The 23,318-nt window shown below is 69.4% G+C and carries 22 protein-coding genes; 11 read left to right on the plus strand and 11 right to left on the minus strand.

The annotated features are described in order from the left end of the window. The first annotated feature begins 67 nt into the window (after positions 1-67). Genes ACFPJ4_RS09240 through ACFPJ4_RS09255 form a run of 4 tightly spaced genes read left to right on the plus strand, consistent with a single transcriptional unit; the run spans position 68 to position 4,523 of the window. A complete protein-coding gene (locus ACFPJ4_RS09240; RefSeq protein ID WP_386740117.1) occupies positions 68-1,111 on the plus strand; it encodes a LacI family DNA-binding transcriptional regulator in 1,044 nt (347 codons plus the stop codon). 9 nt (positions 1,112-1,120) lie between these two features. Next, positions 1,121-2,752 carry a circularly permuted type 2 ATP-grasp protein gene (locus ACFPJ4_RS09245; protein ID WP_386740118.1) on the plus strand — a complete coding sequence of 544 codons (1,632 nt, stop codon included), beginning with the start codon at positions 1,121-1,123 and terminating at the stop codon, positions 2,750-2,752. Then, on the plus strand, positions 2,752-3,681 hold the full coding sequence (locus ACFPJ4_RS09250) for an alpha-E domain-containing protein (protein WP_386740621.1): 930 nt from the start codon (positions 2,752-2,754) through the stop codon (positions 3,679-3,681). Before ACFPJ4_RS09245 ends, ACFPJ4_RS09250 begins: the two co-directional genes overlap by 1 nt. Further along, positions 3,678-4,523 (plus strand): transglutaminase family protein, encoded by an 846-nt coding sequence (locus ACFPJ4_RS09255; RefSeq protein ID WP_386740119.1) that lies wholly within the window; start codon positions 3,678-3,680, stop codon positions 4,521-4,523. The genes ACFPJ4_RS09250 and ACFPJ4_RS09255 overlap by 4 nt, the downstream gene beginning before the upstream one ends. Positions 4,524-4,526: 3 nt before the next feature. On the opposite strand, the gene ACFPJ4_RS09260 is transcribed toward ACFPJ4_RS09255, so the two are convergent. Next, the gene (locus ACFPJ4_RS09260) at positions 4,527-5,843 is read right to left on the minus strand and encodes an MFS transporter (RefSeq protein ID WP_386740120.1); all 1,317 of its coding nucleotides are present in this window, start codon (positions 5,841-5,843) and stop codon (positions 4,527-4,529) included. 13 nt (positions 5,844-5,856) lie between these two features. Then, positions 5,857-6,270 (minus strand): MarR family winged helix-turn-helix transcriptional regulator, encoded by a 414-nt coding sequence (locus tag ACFPJ4_RS09265; protein ID WP_386740121.1) that lies wholly within the window; start codon positions 6,268-6,270, stop codon positions 5,857-5,859. Between the two features lie 97 nt (positions 6,271-6,367). Between ACFPJ4_RS09265 and ACFPJ4_RS09270 the strand changes: the two genes are divergently transcribed. The 3 genes from ACFPJ4_RS09270 to ACFPJ4_RS09280 all read left to right on the plus strand — a co-directional run bounded on the left by ACFPJ4_RS09270 (position 6,368) and on the right by ACFPJ4_RS09280 (position 8,757). Further along, on the plus strand, positions 6,368-7,243 hold the full coding sequence (locus ACFPJ4_RS09270) for an alpha/beta hydrolase (protein WP_386740122.1): 876 nt from the start codon (positions 6,368-6,370) through the stop codon (positions 7,241-7,243). A gap of 9 nt (positions 7,244-7,252) precedes the next feature. Next, entirely contained in the window at positions 7,253-8,302 is a 1,050-nt protein-coding gene (locus ACFPJ4_RS09275) for a lipoate--protein ligase family protein (RefSeq protein WP_386740123.1), read from the plus strand. Positions 8,303-8,469: 167 nt separating this feature from the next. Then, positions 8,470-8,757 (plus strand): hypothetical protein, encoded by a 288-nt coding sequence (locus ACFPJ4_RS09280; protein WP_386740124.1) that lies wholly within the window; start codon positions 8,470-8,472, stop codon positions 8,755-8,757. Between the two features lie 28 nt (positions 8,758-8,785). Here the strand turns inward: ACFPJ4_RS09280 and ACFPJ4_RS09285 are convergent, their stop codons facing one another. The 7 genes from ACFPJ4_RS09285 to ACFPJ4_RS09315 all read right to left on the minus strand — a co-directional run bounded on the left by ACFPJ4_RS09285 (position 8,786) and on the right by ACFPJ4_RS09315 (position 17,008). Then, complete coding sequence (locus tag ACFPJ4_RS09285) at positions 8,786-9,106, minus strand: GNAT family N-acetyltransferase (RefSeq protein ID WP_386740125.1); 321 nt, start codon at positions 9,104-9,106, stop codon at positions 8,786-8,788. Positions 9,107-9,152: 46 nt separating this feature from the next. Further along, positions 9,153-10,190: a LacI family DNA-binding transcriptional regulator gene (locus tag ACFPJ4_RS09290; protein ID WP_386740126.1), complete on the minus strand. Its 1,038-nt coding sequence runs from the start codon at positions 10,188-10,190 to the stop codon at positions 9,153-9,155. A 36-nt stretch (positions 10,191-10,226) separates the two neighbouring features. Continuing rightward, the gene (locus ACFPJ4_RS09295) at positions 10,227-11,675 is read right to left on the minus strand and encodes a GH1 family beta-glucosidase (protein WP_386740127.1); all 1,449 of its coding nucleotides are present in this window, start codon (positions 11,673-11,675) and stop codon (positions 10,227-10,229) included. Further along, the gene (locus tag ACFPJ4_RS09300) at positions 11,672-12,571 is read right to left on the minus strand and encodes a carbohydrate ABC transporter permease (protein WP_386740128.1); all 900 of its coding nucleotides are present in this window, start codon (positions 12,569-12,571) and stop codon (positions 11,672-11,674) included. The genes ACFPJ4_RS09295 and ACFPJ4_RS09300 overlap by 4 nt, the downstream gene beginning before the upstream one ends. Next, on the minus strand, positions 12,568-13,548 hold the full coding sequence (locus tag ACFPJ4_RS09305; RefSeq protein ID WP_386740129.1) for a carbohydrate ABC transporter permease: 981 nt from the start codon (positions 13,546-13,548) through the stop codon (positions 12,568-12,570). The genes ACFPJ4_RS09300 and ACFPJ4_RS09305 overlap by 4 nt, the downstream gene beginning before the upstream one ends. A 90-nt stretch (positions 13,549-13,638) precedes the next feature. Next, positions 13,639-14,916 (minus strand): ABC transporter substrate-binding protein, encoded by a 1,278-nt coding sequence (locus ACFPJ4_RS09310; protein ID WP_386740130.1) that lies wholly within the window; start codon positions 14,914-14,916, stop codon positions 13,639-13,641. A gap of 184 nt (positions 14,917-15,100) precedes the next feature. Beyond that, positions 15,101-17,008 carry an MDR family MFS transporter gene (locus tag ACFPJ4_RS09315; RefSeq protein WP_386740131.1) on the minus strand — a complete coding sequence of 636 codons (1,908 nt, stop codon included), beginning with the start codon at positions 17,006-17,008 and terminating at the stop codon, positions 15,101-15,103. A gap of 157 nt (positions 17,009-17,165) precedes the next feature. Here ACFPJ4_RS09315 and ACFPJ4_RS09320 point away from each other — a divergent pair, with 157 nt between their 5' ends. Together ACFPJ4_RS09320 and ACFPJ4_RS09325 are read left to right on the plus strand one after the other, a co-directional pair. After that, the gene (locus ACFPJ4_RS09320) at positions 17,166-17,951 is read left to right on the plus strand and encodes a M15 family metallopeptidase (protein ID WP_386740132.1); all 786 of its coding nucleotides are present in this window, start codon (positions 17,166-17,168) and stop codon (positions 17,949-17,951) included. Between the two features lie 86 nt (positions 17,952-18,037). Beyond that, positions 18,038-18,652 (plus strand): L,D-transpeptidase, encoded by a 615-nt coding sequence (locus ACFPJ4_RS09325; protein ID WP_386740133.1) that lies wholly within the window; start codon positions 18,038-18,040, stop codon positions 18,650-18,652. 47 nt (positions 18,653-18,699) lie between these two features. Here ACFPJ4_RS09325 and pgm read toward each other — a convergent pair whose 3' ends face one another. Next, on the minus strand, positions 18,700-20,325 hold the full coding sequence (pgm, locus tag ACFPJ4_RS09330) for a phosphoglucomutase (alpha-D-glucose-1,6-bisphosphate-dependent) (RefSeq protein WP_386740134.1): 1,626 nt from the start codon (positions 20,323-20,325) through the stop codon (positions 18,700-18,702). 236 nt (positions 20,326-20,561) lie between these two features. Here pgm and pheA point away from each other — a divergent pair, with 236 nt between their 5' ends. Both pheA and ACFPJ4_RS09340 read left to right on the plus strand, forming a co-directional pair. After that, the gene (gene pheA / locus ACFPJ4_RS09335) at positions 20,562-21,527 is read left to right on the plus strand and encodes a prephenate dehydratase (protein ID WP_386740135.1); all 966 of its coding nucleotides are present in this window, start codon (positions 20,562-20,564) and stop codon (positions 21,525-21,527) included. Continuing rightward, entirely contained in the window at positions 21,524-22,036 is a 513-nt protein-coding gene (locus tag ACFPJ4_RS09340; RefSeq protein ID WP_386740136.1) for a hypothetical protein, read from the plus strand. The genes pheA and ACFPJ4_RS09340 overlap by 4 nt, the downstream gene beginning before the upstream one ends. 263 nt (positions 22,037-22,299) lie before the next feature. Here ACFPJ4_RS09340 and ACFPJ4_RS09345 read toward each other — a convergent pair whose 3' ends face one another. Further along, on the minus strand, positions 22,300-23,280 hold the full coding sequence (locus tag ACFPJ4_RS09345; RefSeq protein ID WP_386740137.1) for a diacylglycerol/lipid kinase family protein: 981 nt from the start codon (positions 23,278-23,280) through the stop codon (positions 22,300-22,302). Between the last annotated feature and the right edge of the window lie 38 nt (positions 23,281-23,318).

Below are 23,318 nucleotides of genomic sequence, written 5' to 3' on the forward strand. Positions count from 1 at the left end.
CCCCCCAGTAGAGCACTAACGGTTCCCGTGCCGTGCCACGATGGAGCGATTCAGGGAGGTGGAAGGCATGGCGACCGTCAGCATCCGCGATGTGGCCGAGCGGGCCGGCGTCTCGGTGGGCACGGTCTCGAACGTGCTCAACAGCCCGGCGAGGGTCTCCCCGAGATCCGTGGAGCGGGTGCACGCCGCGATCGAGGAACTCGGCTACGTGCGCAACGACGCCGCGAGGCAGCTGCGGGCCGGTCGCAGCACGACGATCGGTCTCGTGGTGCTCGACGTGCGCAACCCCTTCTTCACCGATGTCGCCCGGGGCGTCGAGGACGAGGCGGCGATGCATTCGCTCTCGGTCATCCTCGGCAACAGCGACGAGAGCGTCGAGCGCGAGGCGGCATACCTGGACCTGTTCGAGGAGCAGCGCGTGCACGGGGTGCTCATCTCTCCCTACGGCGATGTCGGGCCGCGCCTGGCCCGCCTGCGCAGCCGCGGCACCCCCGCCGTGCTCGTCGACCGGATGAGCCCGGACGGCGGCTTCAGCTCGGTCTCGGTGGATGACGTGGCCGGCGGCCGGCTCGCCGCGCGGCACCTGCTCGACATCGGCCGCCGCCGGATCGCCTTCGTCGGCGGCCCCCTCGACATCCGCCAGGTGGCCGATCGCCTGGTCGGCGCGCGCGCGGCCGTCGAGGCGCAACCGGATGCCCGCCTCGAGGTCGTCGAGCTGAGCGCCTTGAGCGTGCTCGAGGGCCGGCGGGCGGGGGAGGCCCTGCTCGCGAGACCCGCTGCGGAGCGCCCGGATGCCGTCTTCGCCGCCAACGACCTCGTGGCCACCGGCCTGCTCCAGGCTCTCGTGATGCAGGGGTCGGTGCGCGTGCCCGACGACATCGCCCTGATCGGCTTCGACGACATCGACTTCGCGAGCGCCGCCGTGGTTCCGCTGTCGTCGATCCGGCAGCCGAGCCAGCTGATCGGGCGCACGGCGGTGCAGCTTCTGATCGAGGAGGCTCGTGATCCGGGGCTTGCCCCACGTCAGGTGGTCTTTCAGCCCGAACTGGTGGTGCGTGCATCGACGGCGGCCGGAGGCTCGCGAAACGAGACAGCAACATCCGCTCACTAGGCTCGCTTCATGGGCGACCTTTTCGACGGTTACGGCTCCGTCGCGACGACGCGACGTGGGGCCCCGGCCTGGGATGAGATGTTCGCGGACCCGATGGCGGCCGACGCGCGCAGCGCCCGGGGTGCCTACAAGGAGATCCACACCGCCCTCGCGCGGATGACGCAGGAGGAGCTCCGCGGGCGCACCGAAGCGCTCGCCAGCTCGTACCTGGCCCAAGGCGTGACCTTCGACTTCGCCGGGGAGGAGCGGCCGTTCCCGCTCGACGCCGTGCCCCGCGTGATCGACCAGTCCGAGTGGGCGGTCGTCGAGGCCGGCGTGAAGCAGCGGGTGCGGGCGCTCGAGGCGTTCCTGGCCGACGTGTACGGTCCGCAGCGGGCCGTGACCGACGGGGTCATCCCGGCGCGGCTGATCAGCTCGTCGAGCCATTTCCACCGCGAGGCCGCGGGGATCGTCAGCGCGAACGGCGTGCGCATCCACGTCTCGGGCATCGACCTGATCCGCGATGAGAAGGGCACCTGGCGGGTGCTCGAAGACAACGTGCGGGTGCCGAGCGGCGTGAGCTACGTCATCTCGAACCGCCGGGTCATGGCGCAGACGCTGCCCGAGTTGTTCATGTCGATGCGTGTGCGCCCGGTGGGCGACTACCCGCAGCGCCTGCTGCAGTCCCTACGGGCATCCGCCCCCGACGGCGTCGACGACCCGACGATCGTCGTGCTCACCCCCGGGGTGTACAACTCCGCGTACTTCGAGCACACCCTGCTCGCCCGGCTGATGGGGGTCGAACTCGTCGAGGGCCGGGACCTGTTCTGCTCGGGCGGCAAGGTGTGGATGCGCACGACCGCGGGTCCGACGCGGGTCGACGTGATCTACCGCCGGGTCGACGACGAGTTCCTCGATCCGCTGCAGTTCCGGGCCGACTCCATGCTCGGCTCGCCCGGGCTCATGCTGGCCTCCCGGCTCGGCAACGTGACGATCGCCAATGCAGTGGGCAACGGGGTCGCCGACGACAAGCTCGTCTACACCTACATGCCCGATCTGATCCGGTACTTCCTCTCGGAGGACCCGATCATCGCCAACGTCGACACCTGGCGCCTCGAGGAGCCCGGCGCGCTCGAGGAGGTGCTCGACCGTCTCGACGAGCTCGTGGTCAAGCCCGTCGACGGGTCGGGCGGCAAGGGCCTCGTCGTGGGCCCGGATGCGAGCCCGCAGCAGCTCGACGACCTCGCCGCGCAGCTGCGGCGCGATCCCCGCGGCTGGATCGCGCAACCGGTCGTGCAGCTGTCGACCATCCCGACCCTCGTCGACGAGGGGATGCGCCCGCGGCATGCCGACCTGCGTCCCTTCGCCGTCAACGACGGAACGGATGTCTGGGTGCTGCCGGGCGGCCTGACGCGCGTCGCGCTGCCCGAAGGGCAGCTCGTCGTCAACAGCTCGCAGGGCGGCGGTTCGAAGGACACCTGGATCGTGGGGCACGAGCCGCTGCACACGAGCGACCACAACATCCAGGGCCTCGTCGCCGACCAGGCGGCCGTGACGACCTCGATCCCGATCATCGTCGACGGCCATCACGTCGACCAGAGCCCGCAGGACTCCCCGCGCCAGGACCAGCAGCAGCAACAACAGCAGAGCGGAGCGTCGTGATGCTCTCGCGGATCGCCGAGAGCCTGTTCTGGATCGGGCGCTACATCGAGCGCAGCGACGGCACGGCGCGCATCCTCGACGTGCACCTGCAGCTGCTGCTCGAAGACCCGTGGATCGAAGAGAACCTCGCCTGCCGCTCGCTGCTGAGCGTCATGGGAACGGAGGTCGACGACGACACCGACGTCACGCGGGCCGACGTGCTCGCCCTGCTCGCCGTCGACCGCAATCAGCCGGCGTCGATCGCCTACTCCCTCGTGGCCGCGCGCGAGAACGCGCGGCGCGCGCGCGAGGTCGTCAGCACCGAGCTGTGGGAGGTGCTCAACACCACGAGGGCCCGCATGCCGCGCAAGGTCGCGACCGACAAGGTGCACGAGTTCTTCGGCTGGGTCCGCGAGCGGGCCGCGCTCGCCGTGGGCATCATCGAGTCGGCGACCAGCCGCGACGAGGCGTGGAGCTTCTTCACCCTCGGCCGCTCGATCGAACGCGCCGACATGACCGCGCGGCTGCTCGCGACGCGATCGCTCACCGAGGCATCCGGTCCGTCGTGGACGACGATCCTGCGCTCGGTCGGGGCGTACGAGGCCTATCTGCGCACCTACCGCGGGGTGCCCAGCGCGCGCAACGCCGCCGAGTTCCTGCTGCTCGACCGGCTGTTCCCGCGCAGCATCCTGTTCTCGGTGAGCCGCGCCGAGCAGTGCCTGCGCGAGCTCGGGCCGCGCAGCGATCGGGTCGGGGTGACCGATCAGGCGCAGCGACTGCTCGGGCAGATCCGCAGCGAGCTCGAGTACCGTCCGATCGCCGACATCATCGAGGACCTCCCGACCCACATGGACAACGTGCAATCCGCGACGAGCGCCGCGAGCGAGGCGATCCGTCAGCGCTACTTCCCGACCAACGCCGCCCCGAGCTGGATGGGCGAGAACACGTGAACCGGCTGCGCATCCGGCATGTGACCGGCTTCCACTACGACGGCGAGGTGACGGCCTCGTACAACGAGGCGCGGATGCTGCCGATGAGCGCCGACAGCCAGCTGGTGCTGTACTCCAACCTCGAGATCCTGCCGATCTCGGGCCACCACTCCTACACCGACTACTGGGGCACGCGGGTCTCGTCGTTCGAGATCCTGACCCCGCATCGCGAACTGTCGCTGACCGCGACGAGCCTCGTCGAGGTGCGGCCGCGCGAGCATCCGGAGCACCGGGTCGGCTGGGAGGCCCTGGCCGACACGATCGAGCGCGCCACAGAGTACGTCGAGCAGCTCGCGCAGACCCGCCTGACCGCTCCGCCGGAGGAGGTCGTCGAGATCGCCCGCACCGCGCTGGCGGAGTCGGAGTCGCCCTGCGCGACCGCGCTCGCCGTCTGCGAGCAGATCGGCCGCCGCATCCAGTACATGCCGGGCTCGACGAGCGTCTACACGACCGCGCGCGAGGCATGGGACAAGGGCAAGGGCGTCTGCCAGGACATCACCCATCTGGCGATCGGGGCGCTGCGCTCGATCGGCATCCCGGCCCGTTACGTCAGCGGCTACCTGCATCCGAAACCGGATGCCGCGATCGGCGAGACGGTCGCCGGCGAGTCGCACGCCTGGGTCGAGTGGTTCTGCGGCGACTGGCGCGGCTTCGACCCGACCAACCTGATGGAGATCGGCGACCGCCACGTCTCGGTCGGCCGCGGCCGCGACTACAACGACGTCGCGCCGCTGCGCGGCGTGTACGCCGGTCCCTACGCGAGCAAGCTGTTCGTCACGGTGGAGATCACCCGCGAGTCCTGAGACTCAGCCCTTCTGCGCCTCGGTCTCGATGACGGCGATCTCGGTTGTGGCGAGGTCGCGGTCGTCGGTGACCTCGAGGCCGAACGGCATCCATCCCTCGTGGGGGTAGCGGATGCGCACCTTGTGCGAGCGGGTCCACCAGACGAGGGCGACGAGCGCGGCGAGCAGCCCGCCGAAGGCGCCCACGATGAGACCCCAGCGCGGCCCGTAGACGTTCGCGACCCAGCCGATCAAGGGCGCGCCGATCGGGGTGCCGCCCATGAAGATCGCCATGTAGAGCGACATGACGCGACCGCGCAGCTCGGGCGGCGTCGTGGTCTGCACGTAGGCGTTCGCATTGTTGAGCATCGTGATCGAGGTGATCCCGACCAGGGGGAGCACGAGCCCGAAGCTCAGGTAGCTCGGCATCAGGGCGGCCGCGATGAGGGCGAATCCGAAGCCGGCGCCCGAGAGCCCGACCGTGCGGAACCGCGGCTTCTCGCGCCGCGCCGCCAGCAGCGCCCCCACGACCGAGCCGACCGCGAACGCCGACGACAGGATGCCGAACTCGCCCGCGCCCTGATGGAAGGTCGTGCTCGCCATCGTCGACGCGAAGATCGGGAAGTTGAGGCCCAGCGTGCCCATCAGGAACACCATGAGGAAGAGCACCATGAGGTCGGGCCGCCCGCGCACGTAGGCGAGTCCGGCCCGGATCTGCCCTCGCCGTTTCGCGATCCCGGTGCGCGGCGCCAGCTCCGAGGTGCGCAGTCCGGCCAGCGCGAGCATCGTGGCACCGAAGGTGAGGGCGTTGGTCAGGAAGACCCAGCCCGATCCGACCCCGGCGATCAGCAGCCCGGCGACGGCCGGGCCGATCAGGCGCGCGGTGTTGAACGAGGTCGCGTTGAGGCCGACCGCGTTGGAGAGGAAGCCCTGCGGCACCAGCGAGCCGACGAAGGTCTGCCGCACCGGGGCGTCGAAGGCCGCCGCGACGCCGAGAGCGAGCGCGAACAGGAACATCATCCAGAGCTGGAGCACCCCGGTCAGGGTCAGGATGCCGAGCCCGAGCCCCATCGCGCCCATCGCGCCCTGGGTGATCATCAGCAGCCTGCGCGGATCCATGCGGTCGGCGACGAGGCCCGTGATCGGCACCAGCACGAGCTGCGGTCCGAACTGGAGCGCCATCGTGACACCGACCGCACCGGCGTCGTTGTGGGTGAGTTCGGTCAGCACGACCCAGTCCTGGGCGGTGCGCTGCATCCAGGTGCCGACGTTCGACACCGTCACGCCGGCGAACCAGAGGCGGTAGTTGAAGATCCCGAGGGAGCGGAAGGCCGAGCTCACGACAGCGCCGGCCTCACGACTCCGCGATGCGTCGCAGCACCGGGATCACCGCCTCGAGTGCGGTGCGTTCCGCGGCGCTGAGCTCGGCCAGCTGCCGGGTGAACCAGGCGGTGCGCAGGCGCCGCGTCTCGGCGATGAGCCCGGTTCCCGCCGGCGTGATCGTCACGAGCACTTTGCGGGCGTCGTCGGGCGAGACCGACCGCGCGACGAGTCCGGCGTTCTCGAGGGTGTTGAGGGTGCGGTTCATCGAGGGCGGGCTGACCCGCTCGTGCTCGGCGAGCCGGCTCGGGGTCGACGACGCCTTCTCCAGTTGGAAGAGCACGCCGAGCTGGCTGTCGCTCATCGCGCCGTCGGCTCGGTTGTTGCGGATGCGGCGGGCGACCCGCTGCAGCAGGATCCGCAGCTGCTCGTCGTTCGCCTCATCCACGATCGTTAGCCTAACTCATTAGCATGGCTAATTCAACGGTCCTCGACCCGGACCAGCCTGCCTCCCGACCCTAGAATGAGCCGAGCAAGGAGGCTCGATGCCGACGTTCCCGGTCGCCCGCAGCGACGAAAGCTATGTGGATGCCGAGGGCATCGCGATCCACTACTACGTCTGGCGGGCGGCGGCGCCGAAGGCCGTCATCCATCTCGTGCACGGGCTCGGCGAGTACGCCACCCGCTACGAGCGGCTCGCCCACGAACTCGTCGCGGCCGGGTACACGATCTACGCCGGCGACCTGCGCGGCCACGGCGAGACGGGGGTGCAGCAGTACGGCGGCGATCTCGGCCGGCTCGGCCGCCTCGGCCCGGGCGGCGTGCGGGCGACGGTCGAGGGGGTTCGGCGGCTGTCCGCGATCGCCCGAAGCGAGAATCCGCAGCTGCCGCTCGTGCTGCTCGGGCACAGCCTCGGCTCGATCTTCGCGCAGATGATCCTCAACGCCCATGCCGACGACTACGACGCCGCGGTGCTGAGCGGCACGCCGTACCGCACCCTGCTGCACATGAACTCCGGCGCCCTGAACAAGCGGTTCCGTGATCTCGGCTCGACCGGCGCCGAGTGGCTGAGCCGCGACCCTGCGGTCGCGATCGCCTTCACCCGCGATCCGCTGACCTTCGACGCCCAGGCGGCCAAGCTCTTCGGGCTCGCCGACGGCATGCGGCTGCTCGGCCGGCCCACCAGGCTCGCCCGCGATCTGCCGCTGCTGATCCAGATCGGCAGCGAGGATCCGCTCGGCGGACCGCGCAGCGTCGAGCTGCTGGCCGAGGCGTACCGCCGCCGCGGCGGCCTGAGCGACGTCACGGTCGAGATCTACCCGGGCGCGCGGCACGAGGTGTACAACGAGACCAATCGCGACGAGGTCGTGGCCGACCTGGTCCGCTGGCTCGACCAGCACGTCGGAGGCGGCGCCAAATAGGCTCGACCCATGCACGGTGAGTTCAAGGTTCCCGGCGGCAAGCTGGTCGTGGTCGATCTGGACGTGGTCGACGGGCGGATCGCCGACTTCCGGCTCGCCGGTGACTTCTTCCTCGAGCCCGACGAGGCTCTCGATGCGATCAACGCCGGAGTCAACGGACTCGCCGTCGACTCCGATGCCAAGACGTTCTCCCGCGCCGTCGAGGCCGCGTTGCCCCCCGACGCCACGCTGCTGGGGTTCTCGCCCGACTCGGTCGCGACCGCGATCCGGCGGGCGCTGCAGAAGGCCACGAGCTGGAGCGACTACGAATGGCAGCTCGTGCATCCGGGTCCCCTCAGCCCGCGGATGCACCTCGCCCTCGACCAGGTGCTGGCCGAGGAGGTCGGCGACGGCCGCCGCAAGCCGACCCTGCGCATCTGGGAGTGGAACGAGCCGGCGGTCGTGATCGGCAGCTTCCAGTCGGTCAAGAACGAGGTGGACCCCGAGAATGCGGCCAAGTACGGCTTCGACGTCGTGCGTCGCATCAGCGGTGGCGGGGCGATGTTCATGGATGCCGGGGCCGTCGTCACCTACTCGCTGTACGCACCGGTCGAGCTCGTGCAGGGCATGAGCTTCGCCGACAGCTACGCCTTCTTCGACGAGTGGGTCATCATCGCCCTCAGGAGCCTCGGCATCGAGGCGAGCTATCAGCCGCTGAACGACATCGCGAGCCCGAGCGGCAAGATCGGCGGCGCCGCCCAGAAGCGGCTCGGCAACGGCGGCGTGCTGCACCACGTCACGATGAGCTACGACATGGATGCCGACAAGATGGTGCAGGTGCTGCGGATCGGCCGCGAGAAGATGAGCGACAAGGGCACCAAGAGCGCCAACAAGCGGGTCGACCCGCTGCGCAGCCAGACCGGATTGCCGCGCGCCGAGATCATCGACCGCATGGTCGAGACCTTCCGCATGCTGCACGGTCTGCAGGACGATGAGATCACCCCCGCCGAGTATGCGGCGGCCGAGCGGCTCGTCACCGACAAGTTCGGCACCGAGGAGTGGCTGTACCGCGTGCCGTGACGGTGGTGCCGCGACCGGGCGCCGCGACCGAGCGCGGGGATCGGGCGGCGCGGATGCAGGGGGGCGACGGCGACCGGAGGCCGGCTCCGGACGCGGTTCCGCACGTGACGGAATCTCATCCCTGAGGATGACGTCGGTCGCGAGCAGAGCGACGTAGGGTGGCTCACGTGGATTGGCTGATCTTCGCGGGCATCCTGGTGGTGCTCATCGGACTGGGCGTGCTGGCCCAGTTCCTGGGTTGGATCGACCTGTCGAACAAGAGCACCACGAGCGGCGGAAGCGGTTCGGGCCTCGCGGGAATCGGCGACGAGGTGTTCCACCCGACCCGCTACGAGACCCAGCTCGAGCAGGATCGCCAGACCATGCTGCCGGCCCCCGCCCCGGTCGCGGGTGACGGCGACAAGGACATCTACAAGGGCTCGGTGCGCATCGACGTGAGCGGGCGCACCCGGTAGTCGCCGAGAGATCGGCGCGGGCGCGCGGTCAGCGGCGCGTCAGGTCGGCGTAGTCGGGATGCCTCTGGATGAACGCCCGGATGAACGGGCACAGCGCCACGACCCGGTCGTTCGAGGTGGCGCGGACGTCGTCGAGTGCGCCCGCCGCGAGCCGGGACCCGAGGCCGTGCTCCTGCTGTGACGGGTTGATCCCGGTGTGCAGGAACTCGATGACCCCCGGCTTCGGCCGGGCGTAGACGGTCTCGCCCAGTTCGGTGCCGTGGCGCATCAGCACATAGCGGCTGTTCGCCTCGTCGTGCACGATCGTGAGCTCGTCGGGGGACTCGGGGGACGCGGAGTCGGCGGTCATGCTTCGACGCTACCGACTCGGGTCGCTTCGCGCAGGGAGCCGCCGCTCAGGCCGAGTCGCGCTCGATGATCTCGATCGGCATCATCGTGATCGCCGGCACGTCCTCCCCGGCGATCGCCCGCAGCAGTACGGCCGCCATCCGTTTGCCGACCTCGACCGTGGGCTGGGCGACCGTCGTGAGCGGAGGCTGCGCGCTCTGCGCGAAGTAGTCGTCGTCGAAGGTCACGACGCCGAGATCGCGCGGCACCTCGAGACCGTGCTCGCGCAGCACGCCCATGGCGCCGGATGCCATCTGCGCGCTGGCCGCGAAAAGCCCATCGATCGGTTCCCCCCGCTCGAGCAGGCGTCGCATCGCCTCGGCCCCGCTGGCCGGACTGAAGTCGCCGAACTCGATCAGCTCGGAGCCGAGACCGGCGTCGGCCAGAGCCAGACGCCAGCCGACCAGCCGGTCGATTCCCGCCGACATGTTGCGGGGACCGGCGATCGTGGCCAGGTGCCGACGCCCGTGCGCGATCAGGTGGGCCGCCATCGCTCGGGCCGCCTCGACGTTGTCGACGTCGACGTAGGAGGCGCCCGGTCCGTCCTGGTTCATCGGGCGGCCGCCGAACACCACGGGGATCGACTGCGACAGCAGCACGTAGGCATGGTCGTCGCTGTGATGGGAGAGGATGATCGCCCCGTCGACGTTGCCCGCCGTGAGATAGCGGCGGGTCTTCTCGGCATCCTTCTCGGGCGCGATCAGCAGGCTCAGGGTGTACTCGGTGCTCGACAGGTGCATCGCGACGCCCTGGATGACGGCGGCGAAGTAGGGGTCGGCGAAGAACTTGGCGGTGTTCTCGGGGATCACGAGCGCCACCGAGAAGGTGCGGCGGCTCGCCAGGATCCGCGCCGCCCGATTGGGCACGTAGCCGAGCTTCTCGATGGCGGCCTTGACGGCGGCGACGGCCTCCGGGGTCACCTTCGGCGAGTCGTTGACGACGCGTGAGACCGTCGACCGCGAGACGCCCGCGGCGGCGGCCACCATCTCGAGGGTCGGTTGCGGGCGGTTGGTCCGCTGGCCGGCGCTCACGACATCCGCGTTCATGTCGTGCCATCCTTCCGCCGCCGGAGCATCATCATCTCAGAGTGCGCGGTCGATGATGATCCCGCGGTAGGCCAGGGCGCTGTCCTTCAGGGAGCGGCGCTGGGTGTCGTAGTCGACGCGCACCAGGCCGAAGCGCTTGTCGTAGCCCCACGCCCACTCGAAGTTGTCCATGAGCGACCAGTAGAAGTAGCCGCCGATCGCGACCCCGCCGTCGATGGCATCGAGGATGGCGTCGAGGTGTTCGCGCAGGAACGCCACCCGCCCGGTGTCGTGCACGCTGCCGTCGGGGGCGACGACATCCGCGAAGGCGGCCCCGTTCTCGGTGACGTAGAGCCGCACCTCGCCGCGGGTGTACTCGTCGTGCACGCGCCGCAGCAGCCGGGTGAGCCCCTCGGGCTGGATCGCCCACCCCATCGCCGTCTCGGGCAGACCCTGCGGATGCCAGAACACCCCCTCGGCCGCCGGGAACGGCGAGCGCTTGGGCCGGGCGCTCGGGGCGGCCGTCGTGACCGCCGAGGCGGGGGGATGCCCGCTGACGTAGTCGCCGTGGTAGTAGTTCACCCCCAGGCTGTCGATCGGGCTCGAGATCGTGGCGAGGTCGCCGGCGCGGATGTGCGCCTCGAGTCCGTACCGCTCGACGTCGCCGAGCACGTCGGCGGGGTACTCGCCGCGGAAGATCGGATCGAGGAACACCCGGTTGAACTGACCGTCGATGCGCCGGGCGGCGTCGACATCGGCGGGGTCGGTGGCATCCACGGGATCGACGACCGAGAGGTTGAGCGTGATCCCGAGCTGCAGCGACGAGTCTCGCGCCCGCAGCTCCTCGACGACAAGACCGTGCCCGAGCAGGAGGTGATGGGCCGCGGCCAGCCCTGCGGCCGGCTCCTGCCGCCCCGGCGCGTGCTCGCCGCCCGTGTAGCCGAGGAACGACGAGCACCACGGCTCGTTGAGCGTCGTCCACGCGCTGACCCGATCGCCGAGGCGGTCGTGCACGTCGAGCGCGTACTCGGCGAACCGCAGCGCGGTGTCGCGGTTCGTCCACCCGCCGTCGAGCTCGAGCGCCTGGGGCAGGTCCCAGTGGTAGAGGGTCAGCCAGGGCTTGATGCCGTGATCGAGCAGCTCATCGACGAGACGGGAGTAGAAGTCGAGGCCGAGCGGATTCGTCGCGCCGCCGTCGGGGCGCACCCGCGCCCAGGAGGTCGAGAAGCGGTAGGTCTGCAGACCGAGGTCTGCCATCAGGGCGACGTCGTCGCGGAACCGGTGGTAGTGGTCGCAGGCCACCTCGCCGTCGTCGCCGTCGACCACGGCGCCGGGGATGCGGCTGAACACGTCCCAGATCGAGTCGGTGCGGCCGTCCTCGTGAGCGGCTCCCTCGATCTGGTACGCCGCGGTCGCGACGCCGAACAGGAAGTCCTGCGGGAACGAGCGCCGGCCGCCGAGCCCGCCGGGATCCGGTGCTCCCCGCTCGATGGTCGCGTCGGTCATCCCTTGACCGCTCCCTGCATGATCCCGGCGACCAGCTGGCGTCCCGCGACGATGAACAGCACGAGCAGCGGCAGGGTGGCCAGCAGCACCCCGGCCAGCACGATCGAGTAGTCGACGAAGTAGTTGGCCTGCAGCTGCGACAGCGCCACCGGGAGGGTCGGATTGCTCGGGTCGAGCACGATGAAGGGCCAGAAGAAGTTGGTCCAGGTCGCGATGAAGGTGAACAGCCCCAGCATCGCCGCCGCCGGCCGCGCGGAGGGGAAGCCGATGTACCAGAAGGTCTTGATCATGCTCGCGCCGTCGATGCGGCCGGCCTCGATGAGCTCGTCGGGAAGCGCCGTGCTCAGGTACTGGGTCATCCAGAACACCCCGAACGCGGTGACGAGCCCGGGCACGATGACCGCACCGAGCGTGCCGGTCCAGCCCAGCTGCGACATCACGATGAACAGCGGGACGACGCCCAGCTGGGTGGGCACGGCCGTCGTGGCGATCACGAACACGAACAGCCCGCGCCGCCCCCGGAAGCGCAGCTTGGCGAAGGCGTAGCCGGCGAGGGTCGAGAAGAAGACGACGGATGCCGCGACCACCGTCGAGACGATGAGGCTGTTGCCGACCGCCTTCCAGAACGACACGCGCTCGTTGGTGACGACCTTGATCGCATTGGCGAGGAAGTTGCCGCCCGGCCACCAGGGCAGGTTCACGTTGTTGAGGCTGGAGGAGTCGCCGCTCGCGATCAGGAAGGCCCAGTACAGCGGCAGGATCGCGCCCAGCAGCGTCGCGATGAGCAGGCCGTAGCCCAGGAATCCCGGCCTCGACGCGGCGTCGGCGCTGCCCCGGCCCCGGCGGCGCGCGGCCGGGCGGCCGGAGGCGGCTGTGGTCGTGGTGGTCGTGGTCATGAGAGCCTCTTGCTGTCGTTGCCGGCGATCCGGCGGGTGATCGCCAGGTTGATGAGTCCGATCAGCACGATCAGCAGGAACAGCAGCCAGGCCACGGCGGCGGCACGGCCGAACGAGCCGTCCTGGAACCAGCCGACGTTGTGCAGGTACACGGTCATCGTGAGCCATTGCTGGTTCGCGCCACCCGGCACGACCGTGCTGACGTCGTACAGCTGCGGCTCGTCGAAGATCTGCAGGCCGCCGATCGTCGCGGTGATGATCACGAAGATCAGCGTCGGGCGCAGTTGCGGGATCGTGATCGAGAAGAAGCGGCGGAACCGTCCGGCTCCGTCGATGCTGGCCTGCTCGTAGAGGTCGCGCGGGATCGCCTGCATCCCGGCCAGGAGGATCAGCGCGTTGTACCCGGTCCAGCGGAAGTTGACCATCGTCGCGATGGCGATCTGCGCGGGCAGCGTATCGGTGTGCCAGTGCACGGCCGGGATGCCGACGAGCGACAACAGGTGGTTGACGAGCCCGTAGTTGTCGCTGAAGAGCTTGCTGAAGATCAGCGCGACCGCGACCGGCATCACGATGTAGGGCAGCAGCACGCCCATCCGCCAGAAGGTCTTGGCCTTGATGTTGGAGTCGAGCACCGCGGCGAGGGCCAGCGCGATGACGATCTGGGGCACCGCCGAGAGCAGGAAGATCGTGAGCGTGTTGCGCAACGCGATCCAGAACTGGCGCTGCTGGAAGACCCAGACGAAGTTGTCGAAGCCGACGAAGGTGCCGGTGTGCAGGATCGGGTCGAACTTCAGCAGTGCGATGTAACCGGTGTAGACGAGCGGGAACAGGCCGACGACCGCGAACAGGATGAAGAAGGGCGAGATGTAGAGGTAGGGCGAGACCTTGATGTCCCATCGGGCCAGGCGATGGCCGAGCGCGATGCGCCGCGGGCTCCTGGCGGGACTCGGCGCGTCCCGCAGGCTGGATGTTGTCATGGCTTCAGGATCCCTGGTGTCTCGGGCGGGTGGGCCTTGACGCACGGGGCCGGGCCGCCTGGCGTGGCGACCCGGCCCGTGTGCATCTGCTTAGCTCAGAGCCTTGATGTCCGAGACCACCTGGGCCCAGGAGGCGTCGACCGACTGCTGACCCTGCTCGACCCGGGTCAGGCCGTTCTGCACGGCGCCCATGATGGCTCCGTACTTGACGCCCTTGAACGGGATCACGCCCGCCTTGGCGAAGGCGTCCGCGCGGTCGGCGAACAGGGTGCCGATCGGTGCGTTGTTGAAGAAGGCGTTGGTCGCCGTCTTCAGCGCGGGGTCGGAGTAGGCGGCCGTCTGGCTCGGGAAGTTGCCGGCCGTCTTGAACGCCGAGATCTGCTGGGCGGGTGCGGTCAGCCAGTCGGTGAAGGCCTTGGCCTCGGCCGTGTGCTTGCCCTGAGTCGGGACGAGGAGGTAGGAACCACCCCAGTTGCCGCCGCCGTTCGGGAAGACATTGGCGATGTTCCAGTCGGTGACCTTGGGGCTGTCGCCCTGGATCACGCCCATCATCCACGGCGGGCAGAGCATGGTCGCGAACTTGCCGTTCGCCATGCCGCCGGCCCAGTCATCCGTCCACTCCTGCAGGTGGGCCGATTCGGTCGCGCTCGCGGCGAGCACCGACTGGAAGGCGGCCTTCACGTCGGGGTTGGTCGTCGCGATGACGGTTCCGTCGTTCTTCTCGAAGAAGTTGGCGTACTGGTTGGCGAGCCCCTGGAAGGTCGCGCCCGCGGAGTCGAACCAGGCGGCGCCGGTCTTGGCGGCCGTGAACTTCTGACCGACCGAGTAGTAGGTGTCCCAGCCGCCGGTCAGCAGCTTGGCGACCGCGGCGGGATCGGTCGGCAGACCCGCAGCCTTGAACAGGTCGGCGCGGTAGCAGATCGCCTCGGGCCCGATGTCGGTGCCGAGGCCGATGAGCTTCTTGCCGGCCGTGCCGCCCGCGGTCTTCCAGGCCGCGTAGCGGCCCTTGTTGTCGGAGGAGGCCAGGTCGACGAAGAGCTGGGGATACTGCTTGACCTTCGGCATCCAGTCGCCGTCGACGGCCTCGATGTCGGAGAGACCGCTGCCGGCGGCGAGCTTGGTGAAGAGGTTGGTCTGCGCGTCGTCGGAGGTCTTGGCGACCTTCTGGACGATCGTCACGTTGGGGTGCAGCTTGTGGTAGCTGGCGAGGAGGGCGTCGCTGTAGCCGAAGTTGTTGAAGGTGGCCAGGGTCAGGGTGACCTTCTGGTCGCCGGCGCCTCCGCCGGTGGAACAGCCGGTGGCGAGAAGGGCGAGGGCGGAGGCCGCCGCGATGACGGCTCCGACCCGGGTACGTCGTGAGAGTTTCACTGTCACTCCTTTGTGCGTGGATGGGGACGACCCGTGGGAGCGCTCCCAAACTCGTGACGTGGGAGCGCTCTCACGGAACCGGGCACCACGATAGGCACCCGGATGCCGTCGTGTCAACACCAGAAAGGGCGCCTCACCGAATGTCCTGGTGAGGCGCCCTTTTCGCGGGTGGTCGACGCGCGGATCAGTTGCGCGCGGTGCTCCCCGACCCAGCGGGTTCGACGACCTCGATGTTGCCGGTCGTCACGTCCGGTGCGATCGAGGTGCCGAACTCGGCGGCCGCCTGCTGCGCGAGGATCGCCTCATCGGCATCCGCGACCTCTTCGAGGGCGGACTTCTGCCGCAGCGGTGTCGCCTTGAGGAACCAGCTCAGCACGAAGGCCACCGCGATGACCACGAGGCTGACCCAGAATCCGCTCACCATCGCCTCCGAGAAGCCGGTCAGGAACGGCGCCGACAGCGCGTGGCTGGCCCCGTTGAGGAACTGCGTGTTGCTGTCGAGGCTCGATCCCGCCTTGCTGCCGGACTCGAGGGCCTTCTGCACCTGAGGGAGGATCTTGTCGACGACGGATGCGCGCTGCGCCGTGTTCGACAGGTCGACCTGGGCTGGCAGCTGGGCGATGACCGGCTTCACGATCGCGTCGTAGATCTTCGACATGATGGCCTTGTTCGCGGGAGCGTTCGCGATCGCCGGATTGAGTGCGGCGTCGAGGGCCGCCTTCAGGGTCGCGGTCTTCGAGAACGCCGCCTGGATCGAGCTGCCGACGACGCTGAAGACGACCGAGAAGATCACCGCGACGCCGAGCGTGCCGCCGACCTGGCGGAAGAACGTCGACGACGAGGTGGCGACCCCGATGTCTCGCGGCCCCACCGCGTTCTGGCTCGCGATCGTCAGGGTCTGCATCAGCTGGCCGAGTCCGAGTCCCACCAGAAGCATCGCGCCGGCGAGGACCCAATAGTCGGTGTCGGCCTTGATCGTCGTGAAGACCAGGAAGCCGAGCCCCATGAACGCCGTCCCCATGATCGGGAAGATGCGGTACCGCCCCGTGCGCGAGATGACCTGGCCGCTGACGATCGACGAGATCATCAGTCCGAGGATCATCGGCAGCAGCTGGAAGCCGCTCTCGGTCGGCGTCGCGCCCTTCACCAGCTGCAGGTAGAGCGGCACGGTCGAGATCGCACCGAACATGCCGAAGCCGACCAGCACGCCGAGGATCGTCGCCATCGAGAAGGTCGGGCTCTTGAACAGCTTGAGCGGGATCAGCGCGTCGTCGCCCATGAGGCGCTCGGAGATGATGAACGCGACGATGCCGAGGCCGCCGATGATGTAGCAGGCGAGCGCGCCGGCCGAACCCCATCCCCAATCGCGGCCCTGCTCGGCGATCAGCAGCAGGGGGGCCACGGCCACGATCACGGTCGAAGCGCCCCACCAGTCGATGCGCACGCCGCGGTTGACGCTGCGCGGAGGCAGGTGCAGGAAGCGCAGCACGATCGCGAGCGCGATGATGCCGATGGGGATGTTGATCAGGAAGACCCAGCGCCATCCGGTGATGAACAGGATCTCGGGCGCCCCCGCGAACAGGCCGCCGATGAGGGGGCCGACGACGCTCGAGATGCCGAACACCGCGAGGAAGTAGCCCTGGTACTTCGCCCGCTCCCGCGGAGCGAGCATGTCGCCCATGATCGCGAGGGGGAGGGCCATGAGTCCGCCCGCGCCAAGGCCCTGGATCGCCCGGAATCCGGCGAGCTCGAGAATCGAGGAGGCGAATCCGGAGGCGATCGAGCCGACCAGGAAGACCGAGATCGCGATGATGAACAGGGGGCGGCGACCGAAGATGTCGCTGAGCTTGCCGTAGATCGGGGTCGCGATCGTCGAGACGATCAGGTACGCCGTGGTGACCCAGGCCTGCTGGCTCAGCCCGTCGAGGTCGTCGGCGATCGTGCGGATCGAGGTGCCGACGACGTTCTGGTCGAGGGCCGAGAGGAACATCCCGGCCATCAGGCCGAAGATGACGAACAGGATCTGGCGGTGGGTCATCACCGCACCGATCGCAGCAGCCTTCTCCTTGAGGGGAGCGGTGGCGTCAGACATGGTGCCTCGTTCTGTGAAGGTGATTGACATACGAACGGCCACTGCGGCGTCGGGCGGGTCGCGACGCGGTCGACAGTGGCCAGGGAAGTTTGCGTAGACTGCAAACTTACATCTTCGGCAGGCATTTTCGCAAGTTCCGTCATCTTATGCTGGGGGAGTGACACCCGCAGCCCGAACCGCAGTGATCCTCGCGGCGGCCGCGGCCGTCGTCGCGGGGGCGGTCACCTCTTTCATCGTCCTGACGCCGAGCGACCGTTCGACCGCGACCCCGAGGTCGACGTTGAGCCTGCCCCCGACTCCGAGCGCCACGCCGACCCCGACCCCGACTCCGACTCCCACGTTCGACAAGTCCCAGCTGTCGCACGACGACGCGTCGAGCCTCTGGGTGGTCGTCAACAAGCTGCGCCCCCTGAATCCGGTCAACTACGCGCCCGCATTGGCGAACCTCACCTTCCCCGGAGGGAAAGGCCAGCTGCGCCCGGAGGCCGCCGCCGCCCTGCAGCAACTCTTCGCCGACTACCATGCGCAGACCGGCGACCAGTACACGGTCGTGAGTCCGTATCGCAGCTACGGCACGCAGGTCTCGGTCTACAACGGCTGGGTCTCGCGGCTCGGTCAGGCCCAGGCCGACCGGCAGAGCGCGCGCCCGGGGTACAGCGAGCACCAGACCGGGCTGGCCGTCGACATCGACACCGCCGTGAGCCAGAGCTTCGGCGCGACCGCCGCGGGGCAGTGGCTCGCGGCCAACTCCTACAAGTACGGATTCATCCTGCGCTACCCCGACGGCCTCGAGTCGGTGACCGGGTACGAGTACGAGCCCTGGCACTTCCGCTACGTCGGCGTGGCGCTCGCGACCGAGATGCACGTCACCGGCGTGCAGACGCTCGAGCAGTTCTTCGGGCTGCCGTCGGCGCCGAACTACGCGTCCGACGACGACCACTGACGCTTTCCCTGATACCCCGCATGTGAAAACACACAGGTACAAGGACACGGGCTACAGCTGCGCGGAGGCGGACGTAGGCTGACGCCATGTCGAGATATCGCCGGGTTGCTGTGGTCGCATTGTCGGCACTCATCCTCGCGACCGTCGCCACCACGGTCGTCCTGGTGCTCGCGCCGTCTCCGGCGTCGACCCTGAGCGGTGCCGTGCGGGCGGCGGAACCCAAGCCCTCCACGACGCCGACGCCGGTGGCCGCCCCCACGCCGTCAGCCCCGCCGGTTCCCGCCGTCTGCGCCGCGACGGCGCCGGGTGTCAAAGAGATCTACGTCAGCATCAGCCAGCAGCACCTGTGGGCATGCACGGGCAACGCGCTGTTCGTGGAGGGCGCGGTGACGACCGGAGCGTCGGCGCTCACGAACGTGCACGACGCGACGCCGGTCGGCCTCGCTCACATCAGGGCCAAGATCCGCAACACGGTGCTGAGCGGACACGACGTCAATGGCCGGTGGAACGATCCGGTCACGTACTGGATGCCGTTCAACGGCGGCGACGGCTTCCACGACGCGCCCTGGCAGAAGTTCCCTCTCGGCAGCCCGCTCTACACGACCCAGGGTTCGCATGGCTGCGTGCACGTAGCGCTCGACGTGCTCGCCGAGCTGTACGCCTGGGCCGAGGTCGGCACGCTGGTCGACGTTCAGGCCTAGCGCCGGGTCGGCGGCGACCTTCTCGGCCGCCGGGACGGAATGCGAGCTCAGTCGCCGAGGGCGGCATCCACGATGGTCTTCGCCTCGGCCTGCACCTCGGCGAGGTGCTCGGGGCCGACGAACGACTCGGCGTAGATCTTGTAGACGTCCTCGGTGCCGCTCGGGCGGGCCGCGAACCAGGCGTGCTCCGACTCGACCTTGACGCCGCCGAGCGCCGCGCCGTTGCCGGGTGCGGCGCTGAGCTTGCCGATGATCGGCTCGCCCGCGAGGGTCGTCGCGGTGATGTCGTCGCCGCTCAACCGGCCGAGGCGGGCCTTCTGCTCCTTGCTCGCGGCGGCATCCACGCGCGCGTAAGAGGGCGCGCCGAACTCGGCGGTGAGCTCGGAGTAGAGCTGCGACGGCGACTTGCCGGTCACGGCCAGGATCTCGCTGGCCAGCAGGGCGAGCAGGATGCCGTCCTTGTCGGTGGTCCACACCTGGCCGTCGAGCTGGAGGAAGCTCGCCCCCGCGCTCTCCTCGCCGCCGAAGCCGACCGATCCGTCGATCAGGCCGGGCACGAACCACTTGAAGCCGACCGGCACCTCCCAGAGCCGGCGGCCGAGCGAGCCGGCCACGCGATCGATCATCGAACTCGAGACCATGGTCTTGCCGATCGCCGCGTCGTCCCTCCAGCCGTCGCGGTGTGTGTACAGGTACTGGATCGCGACCGCGAGGTAGTGGTTCGGGTTCATCAGGCCGCCGTCGGGCGTGACGATGCCGTGACGGTCGGCGTCGGCGTCGTTGCCGGTGATGAGCCGGAAGTCGTCGAGCTTCGCGACCGTCGATGCCATGACCGAGGGCGACGAGGGGTCCATTCGGATCTTCTCGTCCCAGTCCAGCGTCATGAACGGCCAGCGCGGGTCGACGAGCGGATTGACGACGGTCAGGTCGAGGCCGTACCGCTCGGCGATGAGCTGCCAGTAGTGCACACTCGCCCCGCCGAGGGGGTCGGCGGCGAGGTGCAGGCCGGCGCTCTTGACGGCATCCAGATTCAGGATGCTCGCCAGGTCGCCCACGTACTGCCCGCGGAAGTCGTAGCTGTCGACCGCGCTCGGCTCGCTGCGCCGCACGCCGCGGTTGCCATCGGCGATGAGCTCGTTGGCGCGGTCGGCGATCCAGCTGGTAGCGGCGGAGTCGGCGGGTCCCCCGTGCGGCGGGTTGTACTTGAAGCCGCCGTCGCGGGGCGGATTGTGGCTCGGCGTGATGACGATGCCGTCGGCCTGGCGACCTCCCGGTTTCAGGGCGCGGTTGTGGCTGATGATGGCTCGGCTGAGCGCCGGGGTCGGCACGTAGTCGTCGTACTGGTCGGTCACGGCGTGGACGCCGTTGGCCTCGAGCACCTCGAGGGCGGTGGTCTCGGCGGGGCGGGAGAGCCCGTGCGTGTCGCGCCCGACGAAGAGCGGACCGCCGATCCCCTGATCGGCGCGGTACTCGACGATGGCCTGGGTGATCGCGGCGATGTGGGTCTCGTTGAAGGCGGCGTCGAAGCTCGAACCGCGGTGACCGCTCGTGCCGAAGACGACCTTCTGGGCCGGATCGTTCACATCCGGGACCTTCTGGTAGTAGGCCTCGACGAGTGCGTGCACATCGATGAGGTCGGATTCCTGGGCGGGCGTTCCAGCGCGGTCCGTCATGCGCCCAGTCTTCCACCGTGCGCTCCCTTTGCTCCCCCCGCCCCTGCCAGATCGAGGAGATTCCGGATGCCCCGACCCTGCCAAATGAAGGAGATTCCGGATGCCGTTGCCGACTTCTCGGGGATGTCGCCCAGCATCCGCCGGATCTCCTTCATTTGGCGCCGGACACGGGGCGGCCGCGGGCATGCGGAGGGGGCGGGACGGAGCCGCGGGGGCGGCATCGGTAGGCTCGCAGCATGTCCGGGTCCTCCGCCTCTGCGCCCCACGCCGTGACGTACAGCTACCTCGGCCCGGTCGGCACCTTCACCTGGGCGGCCCTGCGGCAGGTGCCCGAGGCGGCCGGGCAGGTCTGGCGTAGCGTGAACAACGTGGGCGAGGCGCTCGACGACGTCGTCACGGGCCGCAGCATCGGGGCCGTGATCGCGATCGAGAACAGCGTCGAGGGGGGCGTGAGCGCGACGCAGGATGCCTTGGCCAACATCCCGGGTCTGCGCATCACGGGCGAGTACCTGGTTCCGGTCGACTTCGTGCTCGTGGCGCGCCCCGGCACGACTCTCGCCGACGTGCGGGTCATCGCCGCGCATCCGGTCGCCTACGCACAATGCCATCTGTGGCTCGACGCCCGCCTGCCCGAGCACGAGCACCTGCCGGCGACGTCGAACGTGTCGGCCGCGGCGCAACTGCTCGCCGACAACCCGATCGCGGATGCGGCGGTCGCCCCGCCCGGGATCGAGAAGGAGCACGCCGTCGCGGTGCTCGCCGAGCACATCGGCGACAACCCGAACGCGGTCACGCGCTTCGTGCTCGTCACGAGTTCGACGACGATCCCGCCGCGCACCGGAGCAGACAAGACCAGTGTGATCGTCGAGCTGCCGACCGACCAGCCCGGGGCACTCGTCGAGATGCTCGAGCAGTTCGCGACCCGCGGCGTCAACCTGAGCCTGCTCGAGTCCCGGCCGATCGGCGACGAACTCGGCCGCTACCGCTTCGTCATCGACCTCGACGGGCACGTGCTCGACGAGCGCGTCGCCGACGCGCTGCTCGGCCTCAAACGCTTCAGCCCGAAGGTGCTGTTCCTCGGCTCGTATCCGCGTGCCGACAAGGTCGCCGTGACGGTCACCTCGCGCTACGACGACGAGGTCTTCATCGACGCCCGCGACTGGTTGCGCGGTCTGATCTCGGGGGAGCCGGACGAGCCGTGAGCGATTCCCTCGGCGACCAGAGCTTCGACCCGCGGTTCGATCCGCGGTTCCAGCGCGGGTATGCCGGGGGCGAGTCGGACGCGGCGGCGCGGCGGCGACCGAAGGACGAGGTCCGGTCGTCGGGACCCTCGCCCGCGTCGCCGCCGCACCACATCTCCGACCCGGAAGCGCAGACCCGCCCGGTCGAGCCGGATCAGCCGCCGGCTCCCCGGGAGTTCGCCGACGAGCCGTCCGACGACGTCGCCGAACCGCAGGGAGAGGTGGTCGGCAATCGCGCTCGAACGGTGCTGTTGGTCGCGAGCCTCAGCATGCTCGCGGCCGCGGGCGTGATGGTCTGGTCGCTTGCACAGCGACTCGCCGGCGACGGAGGCAGCTTCGACGGGGCGCAGCAGGCCATCGCGATCGCTCAGTACGCGGTTCCGCCCGCCCTGATCATCGCCGGGTTCTGTGGATTGATTCTCTGGATGGTGGTCGGCGTCGTGCGCGCCGCCCAGGCCGGTCGGCGCTGACGTGCGACGACGCCTGGTCGGCCTGGCGCTCCTCGCATTGCTCCTGGGCGTTGCGACCGTGAGCTGCCTCATTGTCGCGGGTCAGCTCTTGAACGAAGGTCAACGCACCGTAACGGACGATCGATCCGGACAGCAGCAAGCCGAGTCGACCCGCTTGTTTCAGGCCTCGTATTCGCTGCAGGTCCTCGTCACGCCCCTGGCCACGTCGTCGCTACTCGCCGCCCTTGCCATCCCGGCCTCGATCGCCCTCAGCGCGCCGATCGCTAACTCGCGGGCACCCGAACGATGAGCGCGGCCGGGTCGACCCACGCGTCGAACCCGGTCACGAGGCCGAACTCGTCGCCGTCGAGTTCGAAGTCCTCGGGGCGGTCGAGCGCCACGGTGATGCGCCGCCCGCGCAGGTAACGCAGCGTGCGCACGTCCCGCGCGAGCCCCGCGACCTTGCGGCCCACGCTGCTGCGCCGCAGCACGCCGTTCTCCCAGACGATCTTGAGCCAGATCTGCGCCCAGCCCCCGAAGCCCTCGGGGCGCAGCGTCACGACGTCGAACAGGCCGTCGTCGACCTCGGCCTCGGGCAGCAGCAGCACGTTGCCGGGCAGGAGGCCGCAGTTGCCGACGAGGATCGTGTGCACGCTCATGGTGCGCTCCTCTCCGCCGTCGACGCGGTACCGCATCCGGATCTTCTCGCTGTCGCGCATCGACCGGGCGATCGCATCGACGTAGGCGAGCCAGCCGACGCGCTTCTTGAGTTCGGGCCGGGTGTTGGCGACCATCTTGGCGTCGAGGCCGAGCCCGGCCAGCACGACGAAGGTGTGCTCCTCGTGCGAGCCGTCGACGCGGGCGAGGTCGATCACGCCGACGTCGATCGCGCGGTCGACGCCCGTGAACGCGGTCTGAACGGATGCCGAGAGCTGGGTGACCGCGATGTCGAGGTTGCGTGCGAGCACGTTGCCGGTGCCCGAGGGAAGCAGCGCGAGCGCGACCGCGGACCCCCGCAACCCCTCCGCGACGGCGCGCACGGTGCCGTCGCCACCCGCGACGAGCACGACGTCGACGCCCTCGGCGACTGCGGCCTGGGCCTGGCCTCGACCGAAGTCGTCCTCGGTCGTCGACAGCCACAGGCCGTCGCTCCAGCCGGCTGCCTTCTGGGCAGCCGCCACGGCTCGCCGGACCTTCTTCACGTCGACCTTGGTGGGGTTGAAGATCACGGCCGCTCGCTTCGAGCGAATGTCAGAGTCGGCCATGCCCTCAGGCTAGTGCGGGCCGGCGGGGGCCTCGTCGT

The sequence above is a fragment of the Lysinimonas soli genome (assembly GCF_042655435.1).
Lineage (GTDB): Bacteria > Actinomycetota > Actinomycetes > Actinomycetales > Microbacteriaceae > Lysinimonas > Lysinimonas soli.